Here is a 26,778-nt window from a genome sequence, read left to right as displayed (position 1 = left end):
CGCGGCAAACTGTAGCATGCCCTGCCGGGTGATTTCACGCTCGCGCTCGCCTGATGCGGGTGGGAACTTGTGGAGTGGCGGTCGCGGCCGGAAAGCCGGTGCGGGAAAAGTTTGGCTCGACAAAGCCTGCCGCCCGCGCTTCTCTGCCCCTCAACCATGCGGAGGAGGGTCCGGGCCGGCATGCTTGAGGATTACGTCAACAGCCCGCTTCTGGGGCTTATGCTGTTCCAACTTGCCATCGTGTGGCCGATGGCACGCATCCTGCGCCGGGCGGGCTTCTCGCCCTTGTGGGCGTTGTTCGCGCTGCTGCCGCTGGGCCATGTGGTCGCGATCGGCGTGATGGCGCACAGCCGCTGGCCGGTGCTGCCGGTGCGCGAAACCCGCAAGGTCAAGGCGCGGAGGACGGCATGACGGACACCATCATCCATCTGGGCTTCTGGGAACTGCTGATCGGGTCGATCGTCACGACCTATACGCTGATCGCCGGCGGCTGGGTGCTGGCGAAGGCCGGGCGCAGCCCGCTGTGGATCCTGCTGCTGCTGTTCCCGTACCTGAACGTGATCGCCGTCTGGGTCTTCGCCTATATGCGCTGGCCCTTCGTCGACCGCCCTGCCCATCCGAGCATGCCTGACGGCGAAGGCTGAGCGCCTGCCCGCGCTGAACGGCAGGCAGGATCAAGCCGGCGGGGTCAGGCCGGACCGTCGTCCTCGATCAGGCGGACGATCACGTCGACGCGGGCGACGCGGGTGCCGGCCGGGGCGGTGGGCAGGTTCTGCACCATCAGACGGTCAGCGGGGATATCCTCGAGCCGGCCGGTGGATTCGACGAAGAAATGATGATGGTCGCTGGTGTTGGTATCGAAATAGGACTTGCCGGCCTCCACCACCACCTCGCGCAGCAGACCGGCGGAGGTGAACTGGTTCAGCGTGTTGTAGACGGTCGCCAGTGACACCGGCAGGTCGGCGGCCAGCGCCTCGCCATGCAGTTGTTCCGCGGTGACGTGCCGGTCGCACCCCTCGAACAGCAGCCGCGCAAGGCCAAGGCGCTGGCGGGTCGGGCGCAGCCCGGCGCCGTTCAGCCGGTCGAGGGCTCGCTTGAATGGGCGTTCGGCGGTCATCATGGGCGCGGCACCCGTATGGTCGACACAGGGGCGGACACGAAGGTCCGGGACAGAACCGCGGCACAAGGCCGCAGACCGTTCAACTGTAAAACCATTCGGAAAGGCGGCGCAAGTTATTGTCGCACCGACGTCAACCTGACAGGCGTCAACCTGACAGGCGTCAACCCAACGGGCGTCAGCCGGACAGGCGTCAGCCGGATCGGTCCAATGCAAAGGCCGCCGGCAGTCACCCGCCGGCGGCCCTGTCGGTCCGGTATGGTGGCCGCGGTCAGTAGCCGGAGGCGATCCGCTCCACGAGCTGCTTCACCGTCGGGATGAAGCCGTCATTGTAGTAGGGATCGCTGGCGAAGCGGTAGGCGTTGTGCCCCGCGAACATCAGCTGGTTCTCGCAGTCGTCCGTGTGGCTGACCGCCTGAAGCGTCTTCTGGATGCAGAAGGAGCGCGGATCGGCGCGCTTGCCCGTCGTCCCTTCCTCGTTCTGCGCCCAGTTGGAGAAGCCGCAGGCCGACAGGCAGCCCATGCAGTCGACCTGATCGTGCAGGATCTTTTCCGACTGCTGGGGGGTGACGAAGACCAGCGTGCTGTCCGGCGTCTTCAGCGCGGTGGTGAAGCCCTGGGACAGCCAGCCTTCGGCGCGCTGCTTGTCGCTTTCGGTCACATAGACCGGGCGACCGCGCGGACCGACCGGGAATTCGGCCGAATGCTCGCCCACCGGCTTGGAGAGGTAGGCGACCTGGCGCTCCGACCGGGCCATCAGGTCCAGCAGGAACGGGTTCTTCACCGCCGACGAATAGAAGCCGGTGGGCGAGAAGCGGTTCAGGAAAACGTCGCCCGGCTGCAGCGCGACCAGCTTGCGCTTCCACGCCATGGAGATCGGGCTCTCCTGGGTCAGCAGCGGACGGGTGCCGAACTGGAAGGCGATCGGCCCCAGGTCCGGGTTGTCGATCCAGTCCTCCCACTCCGACAGCCACCAGACGCCGCCCGCCATCACGATGGGGGTGTCGTTCAGGCCGAAGCTGTTCATCATCTGGCGCAGGGCCAGGACACGGGGGAACGGATCCTCCGGCTTCTGCGGATCTTCGGAGTTGGACAGGCCGTTGTGGCCGCCGGCCAGCCACGGGTCCTCGTAGACCACGCCGCCCAGATGTTCGCGGAACTTGTGGTAGGCGCGCAGCCACAGCGCACGGAAGGCGCGGGCCGACGACACGATCGGGTAGTAATGGACGCCGTAGCGCACCGCGATCTCGGCAACCTTGTAGGGCATGCCGGCGCCGCAGGTGACGCCGTGGATCAGGCCCTGCGAGCCTTCCAGCACGCCGTGCAGGATGTGCTCCGCCCCGCCCATTTCCCACAGGACGTTCATGTGGATACGGCCCTGGCCGTTCGACGTTTCGTGCGCGATGCGCGCCTGGGCGATGCCGCCCTCGATGCCGAAGGCGATCAGCTCGTTGTGGCGCTCGCGCCGGGTCTTACCCTTGTAGATCTGCGGCAGAAGGTTGCCGTTCTCATCGTAGCTGTCGGCGTTGACACCCGAAAAGGTGCCAATCCCGCCGGCTGCCGCCCAGGCGCCGGAGCTTTCGCCGTTGGATACGGCAATACCCTTGCCACCCTCGACGAGCGGCAAAACCTCCCGGCCGGACATCTGCAACGGCTTCAACGCCTTCAACGAACCCTCCAAAGACCGAACGTGGCGCCCTGTGGGACACCGGATCAAAAGCGGCGAACAACCAGACGACGAAAAGCTCCGCCGGAATCCACGTGGGTTCCGGCGGGATCGCCAACGCGGTTCTATATATGAGGAATTGGCCCGCCCTACGAGCGGATTCAGCCCCTCGCGCAAAAAACGTTCACGATTTGCCGCAGTTGCGAACGGAAGCGTCAGCGTGTCGACCGTTCCTCCGGCACATCGTCAGGCATGCCCGTGAGACATGCCCCATCAGGCATCCGCACCCAACTCCTGCGCCAGACGCCCCGGTGCGTCGGTGAAGACCGCGGATACCCCCCAGCCGAACAGCGTTCGCGCCCGGTCGGCATCGTTGACGGTATAGCTCAGCACCAGCCGTCCGGTGGCGCGGTATTCCGCCACACTGTCTGCCGTCTGGCGCTTCTGGTCGACATTCAGGGTCGCCGCCCCGATGCGGTCGGCGATGGCCACCCAGTCGGCAGGCGGATCCCACAGCAGGTAGCCGCGCGGGATTTCCGGCCACAACCGCTGTGCAACCTCCAGGCAGGGTACCTCGAAGCTGGACAGCAGAAGCGGCCGGTCGGACGGCCAGAGCGGACGCAGGGTGTTCAGCGCCACCTCCGCCGTGATCTCCTCCTGCCCCGGATAGGGCTTGATCTCCAGGTTCAGGCCGAGGCCGAGGTCGCGGATCAGCGCCACCGCTTCTTCCAGCGTCGGCACCTGTTCTCCGACGAAGCCTGCATCGAACCAGCGTCCGGCGTCGAGCTGCCGCAGGTCCGCCAGATCCAGGAGCGGCACTGGGCCGGTGCCGGTGGTGGTGCGGTCCAGCGTGTCGTCATGGATCAGCACCGGGCGCTGGTCGCGGGTCAGCATGACATCCACCTCGACCCAGCGGGCGCCCTGGCGGGCAGCCTCCCGGATCGAGGCGAGCGTGTTTTCCGGCGCATTTTCCTTGGCGCCGCGATGGCCGATCAGGCGGGGAAGAGTCGACAGCATGGGTCTCGCAGGAGTAAGAGCGGTCGCTTTCCTACATGACCCATTCCGTCGAGACGGGAAAGAGCGATGAAGGCCCTGCACAGCGTTTCCGATCTGGTGGCCGCCGGGCTGATGACGCCGGAGGCGGGCGAAGCCGTGCGTACAGTCGCCGACCGCTACGCCGTGGCGCTGACCCCGTACCTGCGCGAGACGCTGGCCGGACGCACGGATCCGCTGGACCCGCTCCATGCCCAGTACGTCCCCTCCCCCGCCGAGGCGTACAGCACGCCGGAAGAGCTGGAAGACCCCATCGGCGACGTGGCCCGCAGCCCGGTGAAGGGCATCGTTCACCGCTACCCCGACCGGGTGCTGCTGAAGCCGCTGCATGCCTGTGCCGTCTATTGCCGCTTCTGCTTCCGCCGCGAAATGGTGGGTCCGGGCGGGGAGGCGCTGACCGCCGACGAGATGGACGCGGCCCTGGCCTATATCCGTGGCCATGAGGAGGTGTGGGAGGTCGTGATCACCGGCGGCGACCCGCTGCTGCTGTCGCCGCGCCGGCTGCGCGGGATCGTACAGGCGCTGTCGGCCATGCCGCATGTCGGCATCGTCCGCCTGCACAGCCGCATTCCCGCCGCCGACCCGGAGCGCATCACCCCGGAACTGCTGGAGGCGCTGACCGCCCCCAACCTCGCCACCTGGGTCGCCGTCCACATCAACCATGCCGACGAGCTGACCCCGCCGGTGCGCGCGGCGCTTGCCCGGCTGGTGGAGGCCGGCATCCCGCTGGTCGGCCAGACCGTCCTGCTGAAGGGCATCAACGACAGCCATGCGGCGCTGGAGGCGCTGTTCCGCGGCATGGTGCGCAACCGGGTGAAGCCCTATTACCTGCATCATCCCGACCTTGCCGCCGGCACCAGCCATTTCCGCCCGACCCTGGCCGAGGGGCAGGCGCTGGTGACCGGCCTGCGGGGGCGGCTGTCCGGCCTGTGCCAGCCCACCTATGTCCTCGACATCCCCGGTGGCCACGGCAAGGCCCCCGCCGCCCCGGCCTGGATCGAGGAGCAGGGCGAGGACAGTTATCGCGTGACCGACTTCACCGGCCGGGTTCACGATTACCGCGGCTGAGCGTCCGCTCTCAGATCGCCTCGGCCCCCAGCGCCGCGGCCCAATGGGCGACACGCGCCTTTAGCGCGGCGGTGCGGGCGAAGGCAAGCTCCTCGTCCTCCAGCCGCTCGACAACTTCGAAGGCCAGCGACTCGGCGCCATAGGCGTTCCATGCCGCCTGCAAGCTGCGGTGCGGACAGCCGCCCATCTTCAGCTGGAACCAAAGCCGGTTCTGGATCTTGTCGAGATCGGGCGCGCCGCCCACCCATGCCGAACCGGCCGACAGACAGCGGACGGCGAACACGCCGGCCACGCTCTTGCGCTCCTTGTAGGCCGCCACCGCAGCCTTGCGACCCTCTTTGCCAACCATGTCCACCCTCACCACATGCATCATCGCTCCCGAGTGATTATACCCGGGTGATATTCGGCGCAAGGTTTTATCCGGGTATTATCCCCAGAGGGCCGGGGTGCCGAACAGCGGATCGGGGTTGATCAGGGCGTTGTGGATGCCGACGACCGACGCGAAGCCGGTCCACAGAATCAGCGGCGTCCAGATCAGCGCGATGCTGCGGTCGTCCCGCGCCACCAGCGCGATGCAGATGGACGTGATGATGAAGAAGGACACCGTCCAGGCCGCGGCAAGGATCGAGCTGCCCAGCGTGAAATAGACGAGGCTGAAGGTGGCGTAGATCACCCAGGTCACCGCCTGGAGCCCGATCAGCAGGCCGCGGTCGCGGATTCGCCGCGCCGGGTTCAGCAGGCGGATGTCGCCCCAGATCTGGAAGACGTTCAGCGTGAACCACATCACCGGAAACGCCCAGCCCGGCGGCTGCAGCGGCGATGGCTGGTGCCCGGCGAACGGCTGGCCGCCACGCTCGACGAAGCCCCAGGCGTTGACGATGACCCAGAACAGCAGGGGTTGCCACCAGCGGACCCGGAAGGGGGCGGGCGGTGGCGCGGTGTATGTGGCGTGGCTCATGCCCCGCGAGATAGCGCGCAGGCCCCAATGGTCAAGTCAGCGCCCTTTCAGCGCCGCGCCCCCAGCGAGGCGAGCTGGAACAGCACACGGGCGCACAGGGTCTCGTCCGGCATGTTGGTGCGCTTGCAATCGGCCTCGGCATCGACCAGCCGCTCCAGAGCCTGGCGGACATGGCCGGGCGACCAATGGCGGGCCTGCCTGACCAGCCGGGTCTTCAGCTTGAAGAAGACCGGCGGGCGCAGCGACTCGACGGCAGCCTCCGGCGACTTGCCGGCGGCAACCTGGGCGCAGAGCAGTTGCAGGCGCTGGAAATGCCGCTGGGCTCCGCGCAGGATCGGCACCGGCGAGGTGCCCTCGGCAAAGAGCCGCGCCAGCGAGCGGTCGAGGGTGGCGAAATCACCCTCCGCCGCCGCCCACACCGGCTCATCCATTGACAGGGCGGCGCTGTCGCCGATGCAGGCCTGGGCGTCCTCCAGCCGCACGCGCTTGCCGTCGCCCATATAGAGCGCCAGCTTCTCCGCCTCGCCGCGGGCGACCATGCGGTCGCCGACGAGGTTGGCGGACAGGAAGCTCAGCGCGTCGGGATCGGCGGTCAGGCCATGGCCGTGCAGGATGTCGGCGATGACCCGGCCGAGCGACGCCTCCTCCTCCACATAGCAGGGAATGGCGGCGGCACCATCGGCGCCTTCGAACAGAAGCCGCAGCTTGGAGCGGGCCGAGAGGTCGCCCGACTCGACCACCACCAGACTGTCGCCCGGCGGCAGGTTTTCCAGGAAGGCGGTGAAGGCGGCCGTGCTGTTGTCCTCGGCGTCACGGACGCGGATCAGGCGTCGGCCACCGGTGAAGGAGATCGCCGCAGCCTCGTCGGCCAGCCGCGCCGGATCATCGGCCAGCGAGCGACCCAGGAATTCGGCAACCCGAAAGGGATCGGACAGGTCCGTGACCACCGTCTTGCCCAGTGTCTGGGCACGATCCCGCACGAGGCCCGAGTCGGGGCCATAAAGCAGCACCGCCCGGACCTTGGGGTCCGGGCTGCGCAGGAAACCGTCGATCGCCTTGGGCTGAAGCTTCACCCGAACATCTCCCGCCGGTCAGGACCCGCGGCCGAGATACATGGCGACGCGGGTGGTGATGTCGTTGGAGATGTCCTCGAGCGCCCGGTCATAGGCGCTCTGCACCGTCGCGATGGCGGCGTAATGCTGTTCCAGCGTGTTGTAGCTGATCATCGAGCGCGAGCTGGACTGAAACACCACCTGCCCGGTCTGGGTGTCGGTCAGCCGGTAGGGCGCGTTGACCAGCAGCTGGGCGCGCACCGCGGTGGCATCCTTCTGCAGGGCCAGCTTCTGCTCCGACGCCGACAACGCCACGTCCAGCCGGTAGCGCGGATTGCTCGGCCGCTCCGACGGATAGAAGTTGTCGATCAGCAGGTTGCGGAGCTTCTGCCCTTCCCGGTCGGGGATCGACGCGATGTCGACCTCCATCAGCCGGTCCGCCGCCGCGGCCCCGACGCCCTTGCCGCCATAGAGCGGCTGGAAACCACAGCCCGAGAGGGACGCGGCGGACAGGCCGAGCGCGAGGGCGAACAGCCCCCGCGCCGCGGTCTGCCGGATCGGGCTCCGGCGGAACGAGCCCTGGCGGATCGGGCTGGGATCAGACGACGACATTGATCACCCGGTTCGGGACGACGATGACCTTGCGGGCCGGCTTGCCGTCCATGGCACGCTGGACGTTGGCATCGGCCAGCGCCGCCTGCTCGGCCGCATCCTTGTCCATGTCGCGCGGCAGTTCCAGCGTGGCGCGCAGCTTGCCGTTGACCTGGACCGCGACCTTGACGCTGTCCTCCACCACCAGGGCGGGGTCGGCATCCGGCCAGGGCTGGTCGGCCAGCAGCGTGGCGTGGCCCAGCTGGGCCCAAAGCTCCTCACCCAGGTGCGGCATCATCGGGCCGACGAGACGGACCAGCGACTCGAAGCCCTCGCGCAGGACCCAGGCATCGCCCTCGCCCTTGCCGTCCAGTTCGCCCAGCGCATTGGACAGCTCGCGGACGCGGGCGACCGCCTTGTTGAAGCGGAACTTGTCGAGGTCCTCCGACACGCCGGCGATGGTCTTGTGGACCAGACGGCGGGCGGCCTGGGCCTTCGGGCCGAGCGACTCGGGCCTCGGCGTGCCGGCGGCGGGCAGTTCCACCGGCGCCTCCGTCACCATCCGCCACAGGCGGTTGATGTAGCGCCAGGCGCCGTCGATGCCGGCCTCGGTCCATTCCAGATCGCGTTCCGGCGGGCTGTCGGACAGCATGAACAGGCGGGCGGCGTCGGCGCCGTAGGTGCCGATGATGTGCGCCGGGTCCACCACGTTCTTCTTGGACTTCGACATCTTCTCGACGCGGCCGACATTGACCGGCGCACCGCTGTCGGCCCGGACCCATTCGCCCTTGTCGTTCTTCGTCAGGTCGGTCGGGGCCAGCCAGGCGCCGGTGCCGGCATCCTTGTAGGTCTCGTGGTTGACCATGCCCTGGGTGAACAGGCCGGTGAACGGCTCGTCCAGGTTCAGGTAGCCGCAGGTCTTCAGCGCGCGCGTCCAGAAGCGGCTGTAGAGCAGGTGCAGGACCGCATGCTCGATGCCGCCGATATACTGGTCGACGCCCAGCCAGTAATCGACGGACTCGCGGGTGAAGGCCGCATCCTCGGTCTTCGGCGAGCAGAAGCGGGCGAAATACCAGGACGACTCGATGAAGGTGTCGAAGGTGTCGGTCTCGCGCAGCGCCGGCTTGCCGCAGGTCGGACAGCTGGTGTGCTTCCAGGTCGGATGGTGGGCCAGCGGGTTGCCGGGCTTGTCGAAGGTGACGTCCTCCGGCAGCACGACCGGCAGCTGGTCGTCCGGAACCGGGACGATGCCGCACGACTCGCAGTGGATGACCGGGATCGGGCAGCCCCAATAGCGCTGGCGCGACACGCCCCAGTCGCGCAGCCGGTACTGGGTGGTGCGCTCGCCCTGGCCCGCCGCCTCCAGCCGCTTGCCGGCCTCTTCCTTCGCCGACTCGGTGTCGAGTCCGTCGAGGAAGGTGGAGTTCCGCAGCACGCCGGGGCCGGTGTAGGCCTCGGTCCCGACCTCGAACGCGGCCGGGTCGGCGTCGGCGGGGATCACCACCGGACGGACCGGCAGGTTGTACTTGCGGGCGAAATCCAGGTCGCGCTGGTCATGCGCCGGGCAGGCGAAGATCGCGCCGGTGCCGTATTCCATCAGCACAAAGTTGGCGACATAGACCGGCAGCTCCCACGACGAATCGAAGGGATGCACGACCTTGAGGCCGGTGTCGAAGCCGCGCTTCTCCGCCGTCTCGATCGCTTCCTCGCTGGTGCCCAGCCGGTTGCACTCGGCGATGAACTCGGCCAGTTCCGGGCTGGACGCGGCCAGTTCGGCCGCCAGCGGGTGATTCGGGGAGATCGCGGCGAAGGAGGCGCCGAACAGCGTGTCGGGCCGGGTGGTGAAGACCTCCAGCTCCTCCTCGCGACCCTTGATCTTGAAGTGGAAACGGACGCCGGTGGATTTGCCGATCCAGTTCTCCTGCATGATGCGGACGCGCTCGGGCCAGCGGTCCAGCGTCTCCAGGCCCTTCAGCAGGTCTTCGGCATAGGCGGTGATCTTCAGGAACCATTGCGACAGCTTGCGCTTTTCCACCAGCGCGCCGGTGCGCCAGCCGCGGCCGTCGATCACCTGCTCGTTGGCGAGAACGGTGTTGTCCACCGGGTCCCAGTTCACCCAGGATTCCTTGCGGTAGGCCAGGCCAGCCTTCAGGAAATCCAGGAACATCTTCTGCTCGTGGCGGTAATACTCCACGTCGCAGGTGGCGATCTCGCGGTCCCAGTCGATGGACAGGCCCATCGTCTTCAGCTGCCCGCGCATGGTTGCGATGTTCTCGCGCGTCCAGGCGGCCGGATGGACCTTCTTCTCCAGCGCGGCATTCTCGGCCGGCAGGCCGAAGGCGTCCCAGCCCATCGGGTGCAGGACGTTGAAGCCCTTGGCGCGCTTGAACCGCGCGATCACGTCGCCAATGGTGTAGTTGCGGACGTGGCCCATGTGGATGCGCCCCGACGGATAGGGGAACATCTCCAGCACATAGTATTTGGGCCGGGAGGCGTCCTCGCGCGCGGTGAAACAGCCTTTGCCGTCCCATACGCCCTGCCACTTCGCCTCGGTTTCCTTGACATTATAACGCGACATGAGCGCGACGCCGTTTTCCGTTGTACCAGATGCTCGAAGACTTGCCCGACAGTCGAACCGGCCTTGAGGACCGCCTTAGAGGAGTGCCTCGGGCCGGCCGCCGCGTCAGCGGGCGGCGGCGTTCTGCGACACGCGAAGCTGCCGGGCGCGGGTCAGCACCGCATCCTCCAGCTGGCCGGCGGTCTCCGGACCGACGTTGATGTCGCGCCAGTCGTTGCCCGTGCGCTGCTGCTTGAACACCGAAACCCGGACGCCGTCGGCCCGCAGCTGGCGGTCCATGATGTAGAGGTTGACCTTGAACCGCTCGTTCGGCGAATCGGGAGGGGTGTACCAGTCGGTCAGGATCACGCCGCCGAACGGATCGGCCGAGGCGATCGGCATGAAGGAGAGCGTGTCGAGCGAGGCGCGCCACAGGAAGCTGTTGACGCCGATGCCGCCGGCGCTGTCCTGGTCGCCGCCGCGCTTGTTCTTGCCGAACAGGTTCAGGCCGCCATCGGTGCCGAGCAGGCTGCCGAACTTGTAGTCCTTGTTCTTCATCTGCTCTTCGACGGTTTCGGTCTTGCCGCCCCAGCTTGCGCAGCCGGCGATCGAGACGGAAGCCGCGAGCAGTACAGGGACAAGGCGAAGGGCGGTCGAACGGCGCATGGTCGGGAACCCGGTTCAGAAAAGGGGTTGCCGCGCGCGAGTCACGCGCGGAATGCCGGTGAACAGACCATAAGTGGACGGCCCCACGCAACAGCGGATGCGTCTTTGCCCCGCCCCGCCACAACAGGACGACAACAGTCCGCCCCTGCCCTGCTCGACTGTGGCGGGCAGGCCGGAGCCCCCCTTCTTAGTGTGCTCCGTGCGACACACTGTCCCCCCAATGCAGCAATCCCGGAGATTTGCCGCTTGCTGGCAAGGGCCGGGGTGCGTACGAAAGTCTCAGCCAGGACGTCAACCAGGCTGAAACATCTGCTGCCAGGATGGAGGCAACAATCATGAACCGTTATCTGCTGGCCGGCGCTGCCGCCGCTGCTCTCGCTCTCGGTGCTGGCGCTGCCAACGCCCAGGCCAAGTTCGAAGTCAAGGTTGGCGGCGACGCCTACTTCGAAGCCGGCTACGTCGATCAGGATCTGGACGCCGGCCTGCGCTCGACCGAGTTCCGCAACCGTCTGCGCATCAACATCATCCCGTCCGCCAAGGCCGACAACGGCCTGGAGTACGGTGCCCGTCTGCGCTTCCGCGCGAACGCCGGTGCCAACAACGGCCGCACCACCGACGCTGACCGCGCGTACATCTTCGCGCAGGGCACCTTCGGCCAGGTCCGCCTGGGCGTGACCAACTCCTTCAACGACGAGACCTACGTCTCGGCCCCGACCGACTACCTGCCGCTCGGCCTGGTCGATCAGGTCCAGAACTGGTTCGGTCCGAACACCAACATCGGTGGCAACGGCCCGGCCTCGACCGTTACCGGCAACAGCATCATTTGGCCGTCGCTGAACGCCGATGCCAACGCCACCAAGATCGTCTACTTCTCGCCGCGTTTCGCCGGTCTGCAGCTGGGCGCCAGCTACACCCCGCGTAACGACAGCTCGCACACCGACGTGAACCGTACCGACACCATCGGCACCTTCGCCGCCGGTGGCAACGGCACCTACCAGGACATGGTGGAAGTCGGCGCGAACTACAACAACACCTTCGGTGGCGTGACCGTCAAGGCCAGCGCCGGCTACATGTGGGGTGAGGCCGTCGGCAACGTCGCCGGCTCCAACTACAAGGACCTGAACGGCTGGCAGGCCGGTGCCACCGTCGGCTACGCTGGCTTCAGCGTCGGCGGCAGCTACACCGACTACGGCAAGTCGGGCCTGAACGACCGCGCCGGTCTGTTCACCGAGAACACCCGTAACTGGGTTGTCGGTGCTCAGTACACCACCGGCCCGATCGTCGTCGGCGCCAACTACAAGAACGGCAAGGACGCCGGCTCGGTGGCCCTGCGTGGCGACCGCGAGCTGCAGGTCTACGAAATCGGCGTCGGCTACACCGTCGCTCCGGGCCTGACCCTGCAGGCTCAGTACGACTACTTCGACCTGGACGCCGAGACCTCGGCTCTCAGCGACAAGGGCAACGTCGTGCTGGTCCGCTCGATCCTGGCGTTCTAATCGGTCTTCCGATCAGACGTCCGGCAACGGACAAGAAGGGCGGTGGCTTCGGCCACCGCCTTTTTTCTTGCGCATTTTCCAGGCAAGTCGCCCAAAATCAGTGCTGCGAATGTGCCAAAAATTCGGCACGCCCATATTATTGTTATATATCAACGAGTTGGCTGTGTGCTTTCGCTGCAACTGTGTTGCGGACGTGTGAAGGCGCTGCAGTTTGCCTCTTGCCGGCCGAAACCGCGCGCGGTTAAGTCATAGCTACAAAGACAACCGCGCGCTCCCGCTTATACGGGGCGTACGCACAAGGATGGACAATCCATGAAGCGCTCTCTCGTCATCGGCTGCGCCGCCGTTGCCCTCGCCGCCGGCTGCGGCACCGCCTCGGCCCAGTCCAAGTCCAAGTTCGATATCCTGATGGGCGGCGACGCCTTCTTCCAGGGCGCCTACGTCGACCAGGACAACGACAGCGGCCTGCGCCAGACCGAGTTCTCCAACCGCTTCCGCCTGACCGTCACGCCGACCGCCAAGGCCGACAACGGTCTGGAATACGGCGCCCGCCTGCGCCTGCGCGCCGCCAGCGGCACCAGCAACGTCCGCACCACCGACGCCGACCGCGCGTTCATCTTCGTGAACGGCACTTTCGGTTCGGTGCAGGCCGGCGTGACCAACGGCCCGTCGGATGACTGGGGCGTCATCGGTCCGAACGTCGACGGCATCTCGGGCAGCCCGGACGGCTTCTACGCCAACTACTACGGCGTCACCTCGCTGCCGTACGTCACCGGTTCGCTGCGCACGCTGGAGTCGGGCGACGCCAGCACCAAGATCGTCTACACCACCCCGAGCTTCGCCGGCTTCAAGATGTCCGCTGCCTACACGCCGACCTACGGCAGCAGCAACACCGACGTGAACCGCCGCAAGAACGTCACCTACAACGACATGGGCGAAATCCAGGCCGGCTATAAGGGTGAGTTCGGCGGCTTCGGCGTGGAGGCGAGCGTTGCCTACCAGTTCGCCGAAGCTCCGTCGGGCTTCGAGGATCTGTCGTCGGTCCACACCGGCGCGACCCTGACCTACGGCGCCTTCGCCATCGGCGGCAGCTATGCCTTCAGCGGCGACAGCGGCTACGCCAAGGGCCACCGCGGCGTCGACGACAACCAGATCTGGCTGGTTGGTGCCCAGTACACCCTGGGTCCGGTCATCCTGGCCGCCACCTACACCGACGCCAAGGGCGCCAATGTCGGCAGCGGCGCCGCCACCGCGGCCGATTATGCCCGCGCCCACATCTACCAGGCCGGCGTGACCTACACCGTCGCCCCGGGCCTGACCACGGGCCTGGAGTACAGCTACGTCGACAACAAGTCGGGCGGCGTGAACAACGACGCCAACATCGTTCTGTGGGACACCCGCTTCTCCTTCTAAGGGGCGGGCTTCCTGGCAGCAAACGCGAGGGCGGCGGAGAAATCCGCCGCCTCTTTTTATGTCCGCTCCGTCGGACTTTTTCGTGTGCGCAGCCCAGGCGGCGAGGCTCCGCAACATGGCCGCCATTCGATCGAAGCAGAGCTTCCGCTCCCCCCACGTATTTTTGTTCGCAACAGCCATGCTGTCGCTCTTCACCAAGTTGATTACCCCGTCCGAGTGATATTGCGGTGATATTCGATGAAGTCACCACTGAAGCAGGAGCGGTTGCTTAGCATCCAAAGCGACATGATCCGGGATTCCGTGTTTTCCGCGCAACTGCGGCTGGAATGCGAAGACTGTCCGTCTCTTTGCCACTTGCCGGCCTGATGGGGGCGGGATTAAGTCATGGGGTACAAAGACACCGCTGGCACCCCGGGATCGCAATCAGGACCGCCGGGATGCATGCACCAAGGATGACATCCATGAAGCGTTCTCTCGTCATCGGCTGCGCCGCTGTTGCCCTCGCCGCCGGCTGCGGCACCGCCTCGGCCCAGTCGAAGTTCGACATCCTGCTGGGTGGCGACGCCTACTTCCAGGGCGCCTACGTCGACCAGGACATCGACACCGGCCTGCGCCAGACCGAGTTCGCCAACCGCTTCCGCCTGACCATCACGCCGACGGCCAAGTCCGACAACGGCCTGGAATACGGCGCCCGCCTGCGCCTGCGTGCCGCCGGCGGCACCGGCAACAACCGCAGCACCGACAGCGACCGCGCGTTCATGTTCGTGAACGGCAGCTTCGGCACGATCCAGGCCGGCGTGATCAACGGCCTGTCGGACGAATACGGCATCATCGGCCCGAACGTCGAAGGCATCGAAGGGTCGCCGGACGCCCAGTACCTGAACTACTACGTCAATGCCAACGGCGCCCCCTATGTGCTGGGCAGCCTGCGCACGCTGGAGTCGGGCGACGCCAGTTCCAAGATCATCTACCTGTCGCCGAGCTTCTCCGGCTTCCAGGTCGGTGCCGCCTACACGCCGACCTACGGCAGCAGCAACACCGACGTGAACCGCGTCAAGAACAGCACCGCCTACCGCGACATGGCTGAAATCCAGGCCACCTACAAGGGCGAGTTCAGCGGCTTCGGCGTGGAGGCGAGCGCCGCCTACCAGTTCGCCAAGGCGGCCAGCGGGCTTGAGGATCTGTCCTCGGTCCATGTCGGCGCCAATGTGTCCTACGCCGGGTTCAAGGTCGGCGGCAGCTATGCCTTCAGCGGCGACAGCGGCTATGCCACCGGCACCCGCGGCGTGGACGACCAGCAGCTCTGGATCGTCGGCGTCAACTACACCATGGGGCCGGTCATCCTGGCCGCCAACTACACCGACGCCCAGGGCATCGACAGCGACTTCGCCGGTCTGAATTCCCGTGCCCATGTCTGGCAGGCCGGCGTGACCTACACCGTCGCCCCCGGCCTGACCACCGGTCTGGAATACAGCTATCTCGACAATAAGGTCGGCGGCGTGAGCAACGACGCCAACATCATCCTGTGGGACACCCGCTTCGCCTTCTGAGCGGCGGGTTCCGGATCGGACATGGAAAAGGCGGCGGAGCGATCCGCCGCCTTTTCGTTTTTCAGGCCGCTCACTTCTTCGGGGCCGATTTGGGCGGTTCCGATTTGGCGTTCTTGTCCGCTGTCTCGCACATCATGAACAGCACCGATGACTCCAGCGGCGTCCAGACCAGCAGATAGCGCGACTTCTCGCGATCGGCGAGGAAGGCGAGGGTCTCGGAATCGGTCACCGCCTTGGGATGGATTTCGCCCAGCAGGTAGCCGAGGCGGCCATAGTTGGCCATGGTGCCCTGGAAGATGAAGTCCAGCCGCTCCTGGTCGTCCTTGGCAACCTCCCAGCCGAACTGCTCCTGGCGCACGCAACGGCGGCCGAATTCGTCCAGGATCTTGTCCATATAGCTGCGGTAGGTGCCGTCATCGGTCAGCGGATAAGCGGGCTCGCTGAAGCGGACCTTGGTCATCGGCGACCCCGCCATGACCTTGGCCTTCCCCTGCTTGCCGGTGGGCTTTGCCGGTGCCGCAGCCTTCGGTGCGGGTTTCGCGTGCTCTTCGGCGCGGACGGGGGTGGCGGCAATGAGGCCGGCGGTCAGTGCCGCCGGCAAGGCGGCCGCGGCGGCAAGCAGGCTGGCGGAGAGCAGGGAACGAAACGGACTCCGCATGCGGAGGTCTCCTCGATGTGCAGACGATGACGATGCCGGTGCCCCCATCCAGGCGCCCCCGTCCAAGTGCATTGGGTAGGGCGCGTTGGGGCGCTTGCGTTTCCGCGGACCGTCCGCTAACACGCCGCGGAAGCGCTGTACACCCGCAGCGACCGGATTGGGGGCGGCCATGACGACGACGCAGGGCACTGGCAAAGATACGCAAACCAGCGGCGAAGCAGGCGGTTCCGCGACTGCGGACGGCGTGACGGCCCGGCTCGACTCGGTGCGCCGCGCCATCGCGGAAACGGCTGCGGCCTGCGGTCGGGGCGAGGGGGCGGTGACGCTGGTCGCGGTGTCGAAGACCCACCCCGCCGAAGCGGTGGAGGAAGCGCTGTCGGCCGGCCAGCGCGTGTTCGGCGAAAACCGCGTGCAGGAGGCCAAGGCCAAGTTCCCGGCACTGAAGGAGCGTTTTCCCGATCTGGAACTGCACCTGATCGGACCGCTGCAGACCAACAAGGTCAAGGACGCCGTCGCGCTGTTCGACGTGATCCAGACACTGGACCGCCCCAAGCTGGCGGAAGCTCTGGCGGAGGAGATGGCGAAGACCGGCCGCCGCCCGCGCTGCCTCATCGAGGTCAACACCGGCGAGGAGCCGCAGAAGGCCGGCATCGCCCCGGCCGAGGTCGAAGCCTTCCTGGCCGACTGCCGCGACCGTCTGGGGCTGCCCGTCACCGGACTGATGTGCATCCCGCCGGTGGACGAGGAGCCGGCGATGCATTTCGCCCTGCTGGCGGAGATGGCGCGCCGGCTGGGACTGGCCGAGATCAGCATGGGCATGAGCGGCGATTACGAGACGGCGGTGCGGTTCGGCGCCACCCATGTGCGGGTGGGCACGGCGATCTTCGGCGCGCGTCCCTATCCCGCGGAATAACGGCCCGCATTTTTCCGGCAGGCGCATCATCCCGCAGGTGCGGCGACGCTCAGCGCGCTGTCCGGGTCGCAGTCTTTCAGCAGGCGCAGCATGTCGTCGGGCGCCAGCGCGACACAGCCGGCGGTCGGCGTGCGGTCCGGGCGGATCAGGTGCAGGAACACGGCACTGCCCAGTCCCGGCACCACCGGGTCGTCGTTGTGCCCCATCACCACCACGATGTCGTAGACATGGTCGTCCCGCCACATCGCCTCGTGGCTGGCGGGATAGGGTCGCGTGACAGGACGGTTGTAGGCCGGATCCTCGGGCGAGTCGCACCAACCGTCATCCTCGGCGATGGCGCCGAGCGGCAGGCCGGTTTCCGGCGGCGGCAGCCGGTCGGCGCGCCACAGGACACGGCGCAGCACGAAGCGGCCTACGGGGGTAGCGCCGTCGCCCTCCCGCTTGTCGGTGCGCACGCCGCCGCGGCCGAGCACGCAAGCGACATCGCCGCCGGGCCAGCGCAGGCGGCCGGTGGTCGCCTCCGGACCGCCGTCCGGCGTCACGATGATCTCGATGCTCATCCCGATACCCGCGTGGTGCCGGTGGCGCCCTGGGCCGCTTTGCGCGACTGCTCGTACTTCGCCAGATTGCGCATCATCGTTTCCGACAGCATGTCCGGCGAAACAGCCGCCGGCCCGGCGGTCGCGGCTGCATCGCCCGGCGCGGCGCTGGCGGGCTGTGCATTGGTGGGCTGGGCGGGCGCAGCCTGGTTGCCGTTGGCGGGAGCGGCACCGGCGGCTCGCGCCGCGGCCATGACCGATCCGGGGACCGGCGCGGCGTTGCGGGGCACGCTGTGCTTGGCCAGGGCGGAACTGGCGAGCGGGGTGTCGCGCGCCGGCATCTTGCTGGGGTGCGGCACCGCACCACCGCCCGCCAGCTGCGCCACCAGGGCCGGCGAGGCCTCGGCGGCAGGGGCGGACGCAGGAGCGGGGCCGGGAGCGGAGAGCCTGACCGGCTGACCGGTCGCCATGGGGGAGTTCGCAGCGGAAGCGGCCGAAGGTGCCGTGGGGCTGGCCGCCGCCAGTGCCGCGGCGAGACCGCCTGCGGGCGGTGCTCCCTCCGCGGCCTTGGACGGCTGCTTACCGGACGGATCCGCGGGGGAGCCGGATTTGGCCGGCCCCCCCGAGGCGTCCGCGACGGCCGTGGGGGTGGCGGGATGGTCGCCGCCCCCAAAGCCGAGCGAGGCCATGACCGTCTCACCGACATCCTTGCCCGTCGACTGTTCGATCACCGCGTTGGCAATGGACGCCATGCCGCCGATGACGCCGCCATACAGGATGTCGCCCATGACCCGCATGGACGGCTGGATGGTGTCGCCGGTGATCTCGCGATAGACGGTGCTGACGATCGGGATGTGCTGCAGCGGGTTGATGATGTCCAGGAAGTCCCAGAAGGACATGTCGCCCTGGATTTCGACCGACCCGCCATTGTGGCCGCCGTCGATGACCGGCGACGCTTTTTCGCGCGGCGCCGGACGATGGACGGCGCTGCTGTCGATGGTGGTGGCGTCGATGGCCATGGGCGGTCTCCCGGCTCGGTGGTCACCACAGGGTACAGCAATCCTTATGCCAACCCGACCGGTCCCACCCGGTACGGAATCCCGCGATTCGGGAGCTTCGGGGCGGTCCGCACCCGGAATCCGATTCCCAGTGGCGGGGGCGATGGCGGATGGCGGCAAGAACTGCCGGGTCGGCGGGGCGATTCGTGCCCCGCCATTCCGGCTCGGAACCAATGGCTCAGAACATGTGGCCGCTGCGTTCCGCCTTGGTGCGCAGGTAGCCCTCGTTGTGGCCGTTGGCGGGGAAGATATGGGCCACCCGCTCCACCACCGCGATGCCGCAGCGGGCGAGCTGGCGCAGCTTCTCCGGATTGTTGGTCATCAGCCGCACGGCCGAGAAGCCCAGCTGGCGCAGCATCTCCGCCGCCGGCAGATAGACCCGTTCGTCCGCTTCGAAGCCGAGGATCTCGTTGGCGTCCACGGTGTCGAACCCGCGGTCCTGGATCCGGTAGGCGCGCAGCTTGTTGACCAGCCCGATGCCGCGCCCTTCCTGCGCCAGATACAGGAGCACGCCGCTGCCCTGCCGGGCGATCTCGGCGATGGCGCCGCGCAGCTGGTCGCCGCAGTCGCAGCGCAGGGATCCCAGCAGGTCGCCGGTGAAGCACTCGGAATGCAGGCGGGCCAGCACCGGCTGGTCCGGATCGGGATCGCCGATGACGATCGCCAGATGCTCCGGCCCGCCATCGGCCGGGCGGAAGGCGTAGATGCGCGTGTTCTCCGACCCCACCAGCGGCACCCGCGCGTCGGCGACGCGGCGCAGGGTGCGCACCACATGGACGCGGTAATCGGCGACGTCCGACGCTCGCACCAGCAGCAGGTCGTGCTCCGCCGCCCAGTCGGCGGCGCTGGTGCCGGCAGCCGGGCCGGAGGACGGCAGGTCGGCGGTGATGGCGGCGGGAAGCAGGCGGGCCAGACGGGCGAGATCGACGGCGGCGGCCTCGCGGCTGCCGGGACGGGCGTCAGCGACGGTCAATCCGGCCGGCAGCGCGCCCTGCGCCTGGGGGTGCTGTTCGGGATCGGCCAGCGCATGCGCCTGGTCGGCGGTCAGCCCGCCGGGCCGGTCGAGCGCCATGGCGCCGAAGCTTTCGGTGGAGGACCCCGGCGCCTGATCGCCGGCGATGTCGCTCACCGGCTGCGCCGCGTCGGCGGAGGCAAGCCCCAGCACCACGGCGCGGCGGCGGGTGACCACCAGCCGCGGCGTGCCGCCGGTCAGCGCCTTCAGCCGTTCCACCGCGTCGAGCGCCACCGATTCCACCGACACCGCCGCGCCGACGGTGCCGTCGGCGGTCTCGATCGCCACGACCTCACCACGGCGCAGCGCAGCCAGCGCCCGGTCGACGGCGCGCACGGCAGCCTCGTCGATGGGCGCGGAGGAAGCCGCGGGTGCGGACAGGGTGGCCGTCGTGGTGGTGTCGGTCGGGTGTTCGGCTTGCATCGTCAGCGGCTTTGCGTAGCGGGAGCGCCGGTTTCGGCGCAAGAACGGGACATGGTGCGTTCGGCGGCCGAAGCAAAGCGCAGGTGGCGCGCTCCTGTCCAGCGATTCCCGCGCGCCACACCGTTGCCGAAGGCGCAACGATCCCGCTAGCCTGCCCCGATCATACCCTCATCCGGAGCCCATGCGCCGTGACGATCGAGACCCTGCCGCCCCAACAGCCGCCCGCTTCCCTTCATGCGGTGATGCCGGCCGAGCTGCCAGCCGACTCCTTTGGCCGCCGCATGGTCGAGGCGTTGTGCGCCGCCGGGACCGGCATGACCGTACACGCCCTGCCCGGCCCGTACCCGCAGGTCGATCCGTCGGCGATCCTGGCTGCCGACATCGCCCTGGCCCGGCTGCCCGACCGCGCGCCGGTCCTGCTGGACGGCAACGCCCTGTTCAATCTGGCCGCCAGCCTGCCGGCCGACGACCGCCGCCTGCGCTTCGTCGCTCTGGTCGACCGGCTGCACTGGACCGATCCGGCCCTGACCGCCGACGAGGCCGCGGTGCGCCGCAACCTGGAACAGGGCGCGCTGTCTCTCATGCGCCGGGTCGTGGTGCCGGACGACGAGACCGCCGCCGCGGTGCGGGCGCTGGGGGTCCAGCCCGACCGTGTGATCCGTGCCGCTGCGGACGGCGGCGGTGCGGCGGCGCTGATGGCGGTGCTGGCCACGCTGTAGGGAGCGTCCGGCAGCGCCCCGCCCCGCCCCCTTCCGCCCCGCCCTTCCGCCCCGCCCACAAGCCACCACGACAATCCACCGCCGCCATGCTACTAAGGCACGGCCCCGACCTTGCCGTCCGGCGGCGCCCGCTTCCCGCTTTCGTGCCGCACGCCCCATGATCCCTGCAAAGCGCATCCTCCTGGTCGATGACGACACCGCCCTGCGCCAGTCGCTGGCGGAGCAGCTGCGGCTGCTGGAGGAGTTCGAGACCGAGGAGGCCGGCGACGGCGCCGGGGCATTGAACGCAGTCCGGGCCGGTGCGGCGGCAGGGGCCGCGGGGGCCGGTTTTTCCGCCATCCTGCTCGACGTCGGGCTGCCGGACATGGACGGGCGCGATGTCTGCAAGCTGCTGCGACGCGAAGGCGTGCGCTGCCCCATCATCATGCTGACCGCATCGGCCGGCGATGCCGACACCATCCTGGGGCTGGAATCCGGCGCCAACGACTATGTGACCAAGCCCTTCCGCCTGGGGGTGCTGATCGCCCGGCTGCGCGCCCAGCTGCGCCAGTTCGAGCAGACGGAGGACGCCGTCTTCGCCATCGGCCCCTACAGCTTCCGCCCCGGCGCCAAGCTGCTGCTGGACGAGGCCGCCAACAGGAAGATCCGCCTGACCGAAAAGGAAACGGCGATCCTGAAATACCTGTACCGGGCCGGCGATCTGGTGGTGGGACGCGAGACTCTGCTGGGAGAGGTCTGGGGCTACAACGCCGCGGTCACCACCCACACGCTGGAGACCCACGTCTACCGCCTGCGCCAGAAGATCGAGGCCGATCCGTCCAACGCCCGCATCCTGGTGACGGAGCCCGGCGGCTACCGGCTGGTCCCTTAACGCCCAGCAGCGCAATCGGCGTGTCGTGATTCAACGCCGGCCATGAGTGGGCCGCCCGTGATTAGGCCGCCCGCAAGGCGCCAGTTCCCGACGGCTTCCCCGTTCGGCGATGGTGACTTCGCCGGCGAAGCCCAGCCAGCGCTGGCGTTCGCGCTCCCCCGACGGAAGCCGGCCCAGCCGCGCTGCGCCCAGGCCGATGGCGGACGGCCCGCCCCACAGGCCGCGGCCGCGCGGCACCACGGGCAGCAGACGCAGCTTGCGCCCGACGATCGCCATCCTGCGGCGCCAGTGGCTGACGTCATGCGGCGATACGCCGACGCGGCGTGCGATCTCGCGGTCGGACAGCAGTGCGCTGCCGGGGTCCTGCAGGAGATCCAGCACGGCGCGCCGCTTGTCGGTGTCGGCGTGGCGGGAATGCTTGCGCTCCAGCGCCTTGCCCATGTCCCACAGCTTTTCCGCCGTCTCGCGCGCCAGGGTGCGCCAACGGTCGGCTTCCTCGCGCTGGCGGTCGGCATCGCCCGACGCCTTGTCGAGCTGGCGGCGCAGGGTGGCGAGTTCCAGCTCCAGATCCTTCACCTGCCGGCGCAGGCCCCGGACAAGTTCGTCCGGCGGCGGCGGCGGGGCCGGCGCACCGGCGGGCTCGGCGGCGGGAGGCGGTTCCGCGGCCTGGGGAGGTACCGGCGTTCGTGCCCGCTCCGCAAGGTCGCGGAAGGACAGGCCGGCGCGCGACAGCATGATCCGGGCGGCGCGCAGTGCGGACAGCGCCTCGCCCTGATGCTCCGACTCGGCCATGGCGAGGACTTTGGCGAGCTTGTCAGGATCCATCCGCGTCGGGTTCCGCCGGAGCCGGTCCCCACCCGCGCGGGGACCCTGGTAAGTCATGCCGCGCAATGCGCGACGAGCCCCAACCTACCACATCTTATGGGTTTGGACAGGTGCCCTTCGTGGGTCGGCGACTCGCGGCCTGCCCGATCGAAAGGCGCGCCACCATCCGACGTTCCGCCCGTAAGGGGAACCCCTGGAAGAGAGACGGGGGTAAGAGATTTTCTAGACTTGGACAAGCGGGATCGCCACCATGGCGCCGTCATGACCGTCCGCAATACGATCGATTCCGTTCCCCCGCCCGCCCGGGAAGAGGCCGACGGTACGTCCCCCTTCACCGTCCGCTTCTGGGGCGTGCGCGGCAGCATCGCGTCGCCCGGGCCGACAACCATCCGCTATGGCGGCAACACCGCCTGCATCGAGGTCCGCTGCGGCGGCGCCCACATCGTCTTCGACTGCGGCACAGGCATCCGCCCGCTCGGCGAGTCGCTGGCGCGGAGCGGCCGGCCTGTCGACATCGACCTGCTGCTGACCCACAGCCATCTCGACCACATCTGCGGACTGCCCTTTTTCGCCCCCGCCTTCGATCCGGTCAGCCGGCTGCGGCTGTGGGCCGGGCATCTGCCGCCGGAGCGTCCCTTCCGCACCGTGCTGTCGGACATGATGACGGCGCCGCTGTTCCCGGTGCCGGTGGACGTCTTCCGCGCCGATTGCCAGTTCCGCGACTTCCAGGCCGGTCAGACGCTGGAGCCGGCGCCGGGCGTGGTGGTGCGAACCTGCGCGCTGAACCATCCCGACGGCGCCACCGGCTATCGGGTGGAGCATGGCGGCCGCAGCCTGTGCGTCCTGACCGACACCGAACATCCGGCCGAAGGGCGCGACCCGGTGATCCTCGACCTGCTGCAGGGTGCCGACCTGATGGTGTATGACAGCACCTACACCGACGCCGAATACCCGGCACGCGTCGGCTGGGGCCATTCGACCTGGCAGGAGTGCCTGCGGCTGGCCGAGGCCGCAGGCGTCGGCCGCGCGGTGATCTTCCACCACGACCCTGCCCGCACCGACGACGAACTGGACGCCATTGCGGCAGAGGCGGAAGCGATGCGACCCGGATCGCTGGTGGCCCGTGAGGGGATGGAGCTGTCGCTGTAAGACCTCCCTCCGTCCGGGTTGAATTCCGGAAATCCTTTCCCCCCATGAAAAGCTCTTGTGCGTGTCGAATGCGCCACAGGTTGCTTTGTCACACTGGTCTCTTGTGACATTCTTGGTATTAGATCGGACCTGCAACCCCGCCACGATTGGGGCGGGCGGGGATCGTTGGGGCGTGCAAAGCTTGGGGGGAAAAGCGATGCGCATGACCGGTCGTGCCTTTGGTGTGCTTGCCGTCCTGACCGCCGCGACGCAGCTTGGCGGCTGCGCCACGGCGCCGCCGCTGGAAAGCGGGAAGCTGGACGGTTCCCCGCGCAGCGTGGTCCTGCACCACCCCGCCAGCGGCGAATCGGTTTCCGTCACCTACTGGCGCCCCGGCGACGGCTATGACCCGGTGGCGATGCGCGAGATCTCCGTCCTGTTCCGCGACCGCCGCAGCGACGAGGCGATCCCGATCGACCCGGCCTTGGTCGACATGCTGGTCGAACTGCGCCAGCGCGTCGGCGCAGCGCCCGAGTCGCCGATCCGCCTGACCTCGGGCTACCGGTCGGGCGCCACCAACGCCAGCCTCGCCCGCAGCAACCCGAACGTCGCCGAGAACTCCTACCACCTGCGCGGACAGGCGGCGGACTTCTCCATCGCCGGCGTACCTCCGGCCCGGCTGGCGGAGGAGGCGGCGGCGATGCAGCGCGGCGGCTACGCGATGTACGCCCACACCGGCCATGTCCATGTCGACACCGGCCCCTTCCGCACCTGGACGCCGAAGACCGGCGAGCCGCGCGCACCGCAGATCCTGGAGGCGCAGGCCCGTGCCCGCGCCAAAGCCCAGGCGCTGGCGCTCGCCCAGAAGGCCGGCAACGCGAAGGCGCGCGTGCAGGTGGCCGATGCGGGATCGAAGCCGATCAAGGTTCCTGCGAAGGCCCCGGCGGCTCCCGGAGCCAAGGCGCCGCCGCCCGATCTGGCGCGCGTCCGCGTGGCCCTGGCCCAGATAAAGGAAATGCCGGTGCAGAGGCCGGCAAAACGCTAAGCTGGGGGCGCATTCCCCTCACCCGCGTCCCGGTATCCCTATGACCACCCTGCTGATTCTCCGCCACGGCCCGACCGCCTGGAACGCCGAAGGGCGCATCCAGGGCAGCATCGACGAGCCGCTGTCCGACGCCGGCCGCGCGCGGGTTGCCCGCTATCGACTGCCGCCCGAGTCGGCCGGTTTGCGCTGGGTCGCCAGCCCGAAGCGCCGCGCTTGGGAAACCGCGCTGCTGCTCGGCCTCGACCCCACGCCGGAACCGCGGATCGTCGAAATGGATTGGGGCGAGTGGGAGGGCATGCGCACCGAGGATCTGCGCGCCGACGGCCGCATGCCCGCCCGCCACGACCGGCTGGGCCTGGATTACAAGGCTCCCGGCGGCGAGAGCCCGCGCGAGGTGCAGGCCCGCCTTCGCTCCTGGCTCGCCGACCTCGCGACGGACGGTCGCCCCACCGGCGCAGTCGCCCACAACGGCATCCTGCGCGCGCTCTATTCGCTCGCCACCGGCTGGGACATGCGCGACGACCCGGCGGAGGAACTGCGCAACGGCTGCGCCCACCTGTTCCGACTGGCGGATAACGGCACGCCGACGATGGTGCGGATGAATATCGGGCTGCTGGAATAGACAAGAAGCGGAAGGGGCCGCGGCTGCGGACGCCCTTCCCCCATGCATCAGACTCTATGCATCAGACCTTGTGCATCAGACGTTCAGATCGACGATCACAGGCACATGGTCCGATGGCTTCGGCTCCCAGCCGCGGGCGTCGCGCAGCACCTTGATGCCCTGCAGCGCGCCTTCCAGCGGCGGCGTCACCCAGATGTGGTCCAGGCGCCGGCCACGGTTGGAGGCGGCCCAGTCCTTCGCCCGGTAGCTCCACCAGGTGTAGAGCTTCTCCTCCGGCGGAACGAAGCGGCGCATGGCGTCGACCCAGCCGGCCGAGGCCTGCATCGCCGCCAGCTTCCCGACCTCGATCGGCGTGTGGGAGACGACGGACAGCAGCTCCTTATGACTCCAGACGTCCTGCTCCAGCGGCGCGATGTTCAGGTCGCCGACCAGCACCATTGGACGGTCGGGTGTCCGCTCCGTGCCCAGCCAGTGGGTCATCTCGTCCAGGAACTGGAGCTTGTGGGCGAACTTGTCGTTCACCGCCGGGTCGGGGATATCGCCGCCGGCGGGGATATAGACGCAGTGCAGCTCGATCCCGCCCGGCAGATGGGCAAGCGCGTGGCGGCAGTCCTGCTTGCCGCACCAGTGCTGGACGTCATGCGAAGAGAAGGGCAGGCGCGACAGGATGGCGACGCCGTTGTAGCCCTTCATCCCGTGGATGTGGGCGTGGACATAGCCGCGCTCCGCCAGGGGGCTGAGCGGGAAGTCGGCGTCCACCACCTTGGTTTCCTGCAGGCAGATCACGTCCGGCTGCTCCTCCTCCATCAGGCGGAGGAGGAGGTCCAGACGCATGCGGACCGAATTGATGTTCCAGGTCGCGATGCGCATGTCCGGCGGCTCAGGCGATGGTCAGGGTCAGGGTGCCGACGCCCTCGACCTCGCCGGTCAGCACGTCGCCGGCCACCACCGGGCCGACGCCCTCCGGCGTGCCGGTATAGATCAGGTCGCCCGGCTGCAGTTCGACCAGTCCGGACAGGTAGGAAATCGTTTCCGCCACCGACCAGATCAGGTCGGACAGGTCGCCCTTCTGCCGCGGCTCGCCGTTCACCTGCAGGGTGACGGCACCCTTGTCCGGGTGGCCGATGTCGGCAACGGTGCGGATGGCGGAACACGGCGCCGACCGGTCGAAGCCCTTGCCCATGTCCCAGGGCTTGCCTTCCTTCTTGGCGGCGTTCTGCAGGTCGCGCCGGGTCATGTCGAGCCCGACGGCATAGCCGAACACATGCTCCAGCGCCCGGTCGACCGGGATGTCGCGGCCGCCGGTCTTGATCGCAACCACCAGTTCGATCTCGTGGTGCAGGTTGGCGGTGCGGGGCGGATAGGGAATGGTGGCGCCGTCGGGGACGATGGCGTCGGCCGGCTTCATGAAGAAGAAGGGCGGCTCGCGGTCGGGATCGGCGCCCATCTCGCGCGCATGGGCGGCATAGTTGCGGCCGACGCAGTAGATGCGGCGCACCGGAAACGGATCGCCGCCCACGACGGGGACGGCCGGCTGGGACCACAGGGGAATGGCAAAGGCCATGACATCGGCTCTCAGGTTGGGACGCTCCCGAACAGCTAACCCGAAAGCCGCCGATGGACCAAGCGTCCAACCATCCGCCCTGCCCTGCAAAGCGGTACCGATTTCCTGTTCAGGGGAGGGCGACTCGGAGCCCACCGGAGCCCGGAAACGAAGACGCCCGGTCTGGGGGGGACCGGGCGTCGGAAGCTCCGATTCGGGAACCCGCGCGCGGCAG

The 26,778-nt window shown here is 68.3% G+C and carries 28 protein-coding genes; 12 read left to right on the top strand and 16 right to left on the bottom strand.

The window, feature by feature from the left end; translation table 11 throughout:
- Positions 1–180: 180 nt before the first annotated feature.
- A complete protein-coding gene (locus J2Y49_RS28975; protein ID WP_310118972.1) occupies positions 181–411 on the top strand; it encodes a hypothetical protein in 231 nt (76 codons plus the stop codon).
- On the top strand, positions 408–644 hold the full coding sequence (locus J2Y49_RS28970) for a hypothetical protein (protein ID WP_310118971.1): 237 nt from the start codon (positions 408–410) through the stop codon (positions 642–644). The genes J2Y49_RS28975 and J2Y49_RS28970 overlap by 4 nt, the downstream gene beginning before the upstream one ends.
- A 44-nt stretch (positions 645–688) precedes the next feature.
- Here J2Y49_RS28970 and irrA read toward each other — a convergent pair whose 3' ends face one another.
- From irrA to J2Y49_RS28955, 3 genes are all read right to left on the bottom strand, one after another.
- A complete protein-coding gene (irrA, locus tag J2Y49_RS28965; protein ID WP_310118969.1) occupies positions 689–1,120 on the bottom strand; it encodes an iron response transcriptional regulator IrrA in 432 nt (143 codons plus the stop codon).
- Between the two features lie 268 nt (positions 1,121–1,388).
- Complete coding sequence (locus J2Y49_RS28960; protein ID WP_409017928.1) at positions 1,389–2,762, bottom strand: NAD(P)H-dependent flavin oxidoreductase; 1,374 nt, start codon at positions 2,760–2,762, stop codon at positions 1,389–1,391.
- Positions 2,763–3,056: 294 nt separating this feature from the next.
- Positions 3,057–3,800 carry a glycerophosphoryl diester phosphodiesterase gene (locus J2Y49_RS28955; RefSeq protein WP_310118965.1) on the bottom strand — a complete coding sequence of 248 codons (744 nt, stop codon included), beginning with the start codon at positions 3,798–3,800 and terminating at the stop codon, positions 3,057–3,059.
- Between the two features lie 66 nt (positions 3,801–3,866).
- Between J2Y49_RS28955 and J2Y49_RS28950 the strand changes: the two genes are divergently transcribed.
- The gene (locus J2Y49_RS28950; RefSeq protein WP_310118962.1) at positions 3,867–4,904 is read left to right on the top strand and encodes a lysine-2,3-aminomutase-like protein; all 1,038 of its coding nucleotides are present in this window, start codon (positions 3,867–3,869) and stop codon (positions 4,902–4,904) included.
- Positions 4,905–4,914: 10 nt separating this feature from the next.
- On the opposite strand, the gene J2Y49_RS28945 is transcribed toward J2Y49_RS28950, so the two are convergent.
- The 6 genes from J2Y49_RS28945 to J2Y49_RS28920 all read right to left on the bottom strand — a co-directional run bounded on the left by J2Y49_RS28945 (position 4,915) and on the right by J2Y49_RS28920 (position 10,728).
- A complete protein-coding gene (locus J2Y49_RS28945; protein WP_310118961.1) occupies positions 4,915–5,253 on the bottom strand; it encodes a GIY-YIG nuclease family protein in 339 nt (112 codons plus the stop codon).
- Positions 5,254–5,331: 78 nt separating this feature from the next.
- A complete protein-coding gene (locus tag J2Y49_RS28940; protein WP_310118960.1) occupies positions 5,332–5,862 on the bottom strand; it encodes a TspO/MBR family protein in 531 nt (176 codons plus the stop codon).
- A 47-nt stretch (positions 5,863–5,909) separates the two neighbouring features.
- Positions 5,910–6,935: a DNA polymerase III subunit delta gene (holA, locus tag J2Y49_RS28935; protein WP_310118959.1), complete on the bottom strand. Its 1,026-nt coding sequence runs from the start codon at positions 6,933–6,935 to the stop codon at positions 5,910–5,912.
- 18 nt (positions 6,936–6,953) lie between these two features.
- Positions 6,954–7,526, bottom strand: a complete 573-nt coding sequence (gene lptE, locus J2Y49_RS28930) for an LPS assembly lipoprotein LptE (protein ID WP_310118957.1) — start codon at positions 7,524–7,526, stop codon at positions 6,954–6,956.
- On the bottom strand, positions 7,513–10,083 hold the full coding sequence (leuS, locus tag J2Y49_RS28925) for a leucine--tRNA ligase (protein WP_310118956.1): 2,571 nt from the start codon (positions 10,081–10,083) through the stop codon (positions 7,513–7,515). Before leuS ends, lptE begins: the two co-directional genes overlap by 14 nt.
- A gap of 105 nt (positions 10,084–10,188) precedes the next feature.
- Positions 10,189–10,728 carry a DUF3576 domain-containing protein gene (locus J2Y49_RS28920; RefSeq protein ID WP_149227686.1) on the bottom strand — a complete coding sequence of 180 codons (540 nt, stop codon included), beginning with the start codon at positions 10,726–10,728 and terminating at the stop codon, positions 10,189–10,191.
- Between the two features lie 335 nt (positions 10,729–11,063).
- Between J2Y49_RS28920 and J2Y49_RS28915 the strand changes: the two genes are divergently transcribed.
- The 3 genes from J2Y49_RS28915 to J2Y49_RS28905 all read left to right on the top strand — a co-directional run bounded on the left by J2Y49_RS28915 (position 11,064) and on the right by J2Y49_RS28905 (position 15,187).
- Positions 11,064–12,224, top strand: a complete 1,161-nt coding sequence (locus J2Y49_RS28915; RefSeq protein WP_149227688.1) for a porin — start codon at positions 11,064–11,066, stop codon at positions 12,222–12,224.
- A 312-nt stretch (positions 12,225–12,536) separates the two neighbouring features.
- Positions 12,537–13,637, top strand: coding sequence for a porin (locus tag J2Y49_RS28910; RefSeq protein ID WP_310118953.1), 1,101 nt, complete (start codon positions 12,537–12,539; stop codon positions 13,635–13,637).
- A gap of 461 nt (positions 13,638–14,098) precedes the next feature.
- Positions 14,099–15,187 (top strand): porin, encoded by a 1,089-nt coding sequence (locus J2Y49_RS28905; RefSeq protein ID WP_310118951.1) that lies wholly within the window; start codon positions 14,099–14,101, stop codon positions 15,185–15,187.
- Positions 15,188–15,257: 70 nt separating this feature from the next.
- Here the strand turns inward: J2Y49_RS28905 and J2Y49_RS28900 are convergent, their stop codons facing one another.
- Positions 15,258–15,845 (bottom strand): hypothetical protein, encoded by a 588-nt coding sequence (locus J2Y49_RS28900; protein ID WP_310118949.1) that lies wholly within the window; start codon positions 15,843–15,845, stop codon positions 15,258–15,260.
- A gap of 169 nt (positions 15,846–16,014) precedes the next feature.
- On the opposite strand from J2Y49_RS28900, the gene J2Y49_RS28895 reads away from it, so the two are divergent.
- Entirely contained in the window at positions 16,015–16,758 is a 744-nt protein-coding gene (locus J2Y49_RS28895; protein ID WP_310118947.1) for a YggS family pyridoxal phosphate-dependent enzyme, read from the top strand.
- Positions 16,759–16,784: 26 nt separating this feature from the next.
- Here J2Y49_RS28895 and J2Y49_RS28890 read toward each other — a convergent pair whose 3' ends face one another.
- From J2Y49_RS28890 to ribA, 3 genes are all read right to left on the bottom strand, one after another.
- Entirely contained in the window at positions 16,785–17,318 is a 534-nt protein-coding gene (locus tag J2Y49_RS28890) for a L,D-transpeptidase family protein (protein ID WP_310118945.1), read from the bottom strand.
- Positions 17,315–18,316, bottom strand: a complete 1,002-nt coding sequence (locus J2Y49_RS28885; protein ID WP_310118943.1) for a hypothetical protein — start codon at positions 18,314–18,316, stop codon at positions 17,315–17,317. The genes J2Y49_RS28890 and J2Y49_RS28885 overlap by 4 nt, the downstream gene beginning before the upstream one ends.
- Before the next feature lie 217 nt (positions 18,317–18,533).
- Positions 18,534–19,790: a GTP cyclohydrolase II gene (gene ribA / locus J2Y49_RS28880; RefSeq protein WP_310118941.1), complete on the bottom strand. Its 1,257-nt coding sequence runs from the start codon at positions 19,788–19,790 to the stop codon at positions 18,534–18,536.
- A 188-nt stretch (positions 19,791–19,978) separates the two neighbouring features.
- Between ribA and J2Y49_RS28875 the strand changes: the two genes are divergently transcribed.
- Positions 19,979–20,509 carry a glycosyl transferase gene (locus tag J2Y49_RS28875; RefSeq protein WP_310118939.1) on the top strand — a complete coding sequence of 177 codons (531 nt, stop codon included), beginning with the start codon at positions 19,979–19,981 and terminating at the stop codon, positions 20,507–20,509.
- A 157-nt stretch (positions 20,510–20,666) separates the two neighbouring features.
- Positions 20,667–21,380, top strand: coding sequence for a response regulator transcription factor (locus tag J2Y49_RS28870; RefSeq protein ID WP_310118937.1), 714 nt, complete (start codon positions 20,667–20,669; stop codon positions 21,378–21,380).
- Positions 21,381–21,410: 30 nt separating this feature from the next.
- Here J2Y49_RS28870 and J2Y49_RS28865 read toward each other — a convergent pair whose 3' ends face one another.
- On the bottom strand, positions 21,411–22,205 hold the full coding sequence (locus tag J2Y49_RS28865; RefSeq protein ID WP_310118935.1) for a hypothetical protein: 795 nt from the start codon (positions 22,203–22,205) through the stop codon (positions 21,411–21,413).
- A 261-nt stretch (positions 22,206–22,466) separates the two neighbouring features.
- Between J2Y49_RS28865 and J2Y49_RS28860 the strand changes: the two genes are divergently transcribed.
- From J2Y49_RS28860 to J2Y49_RS28850, 3 genes are all read left to right on the top strand, one after another.
- Positions 22,467–23,354, top strand: coding sequence for an MBL fold metallo-hydrolase (locus J2Y49_RS28860; protein ID WP_310118992.1), 888 nt, complete (start codon positions 22,467–22,469; stop codon positions 23,352–23,354).
- Between the two features lie 202 nt (positions 23,355–23,556).
- On the top strand, positions 23,557–24,378 hold the full coding sequence (locus J2Y49_RS28855; RefSeq protein ID WP_310118934.1) for a DUF882 domain-containing protein: 822 nt from the start codon (positions 23,557–23,559) through the stop codon (positions 24,376–24,378).
- Positions 24,379–24,418: 40 nt separating this feature from the next.
- Entirely contained in the window at positions 24,419–25,000 is a 582-nt protein-coding gene (locus tag J2Y49_RS28850) for a histidine phosphatase family protein (protein ID WP_310118932.1), read from the top strand.
- A gap of 75 nt (positions 25,001–25,075) precedes the next feature.
- Here the strand turns inward: J2Y49_RS28850 and xth are convergent, their stop codons facing one another.
- Both xth and J2Y49_RS28840 read right to left on the bottom strand, forming a co-directional pair.
- The gene (gene xth / locus J2Y49_RS28845) at positions 25,076–25,870 is read right to left on the bottom strand and encodes an exodeoxyribonuclease III (RefSeq protein ID WP_310118930.1); all 795 of its coding nucleotides are present in this window, start codon (positions 25,868–25,870) and stop codon (positions 25,076–25,078) included.
- 10 nt (positions 25,871–25,880) lie between these two features.
- Entirely contained in the window at positions 25,881–26,564 is a 684-nt protein-coding gene (locus tag J2Y49_RS28840; protein WP_310118927.1) for a fumarylacetoacetate hydrolase family protein, read from the bottom strand.
- Positions 26,565–26,778: the final 214 nt, after the last annotated feature.

This window comes from Azospirillum sp. BE72 (assembly GCF_031455875.1).
In the GTDB taxonomy this organism is placed as follows: Bacteria; Pseudomonadota; Alphaproteobacteria; order Azospirillales; family Azospirillaceae; genus Azospirillum.
The sequence above is the reverse complement of the archived record's forward strand: the minus strand, read 5'-3'. Positions and strand labels throughout refer to the sequence as shown.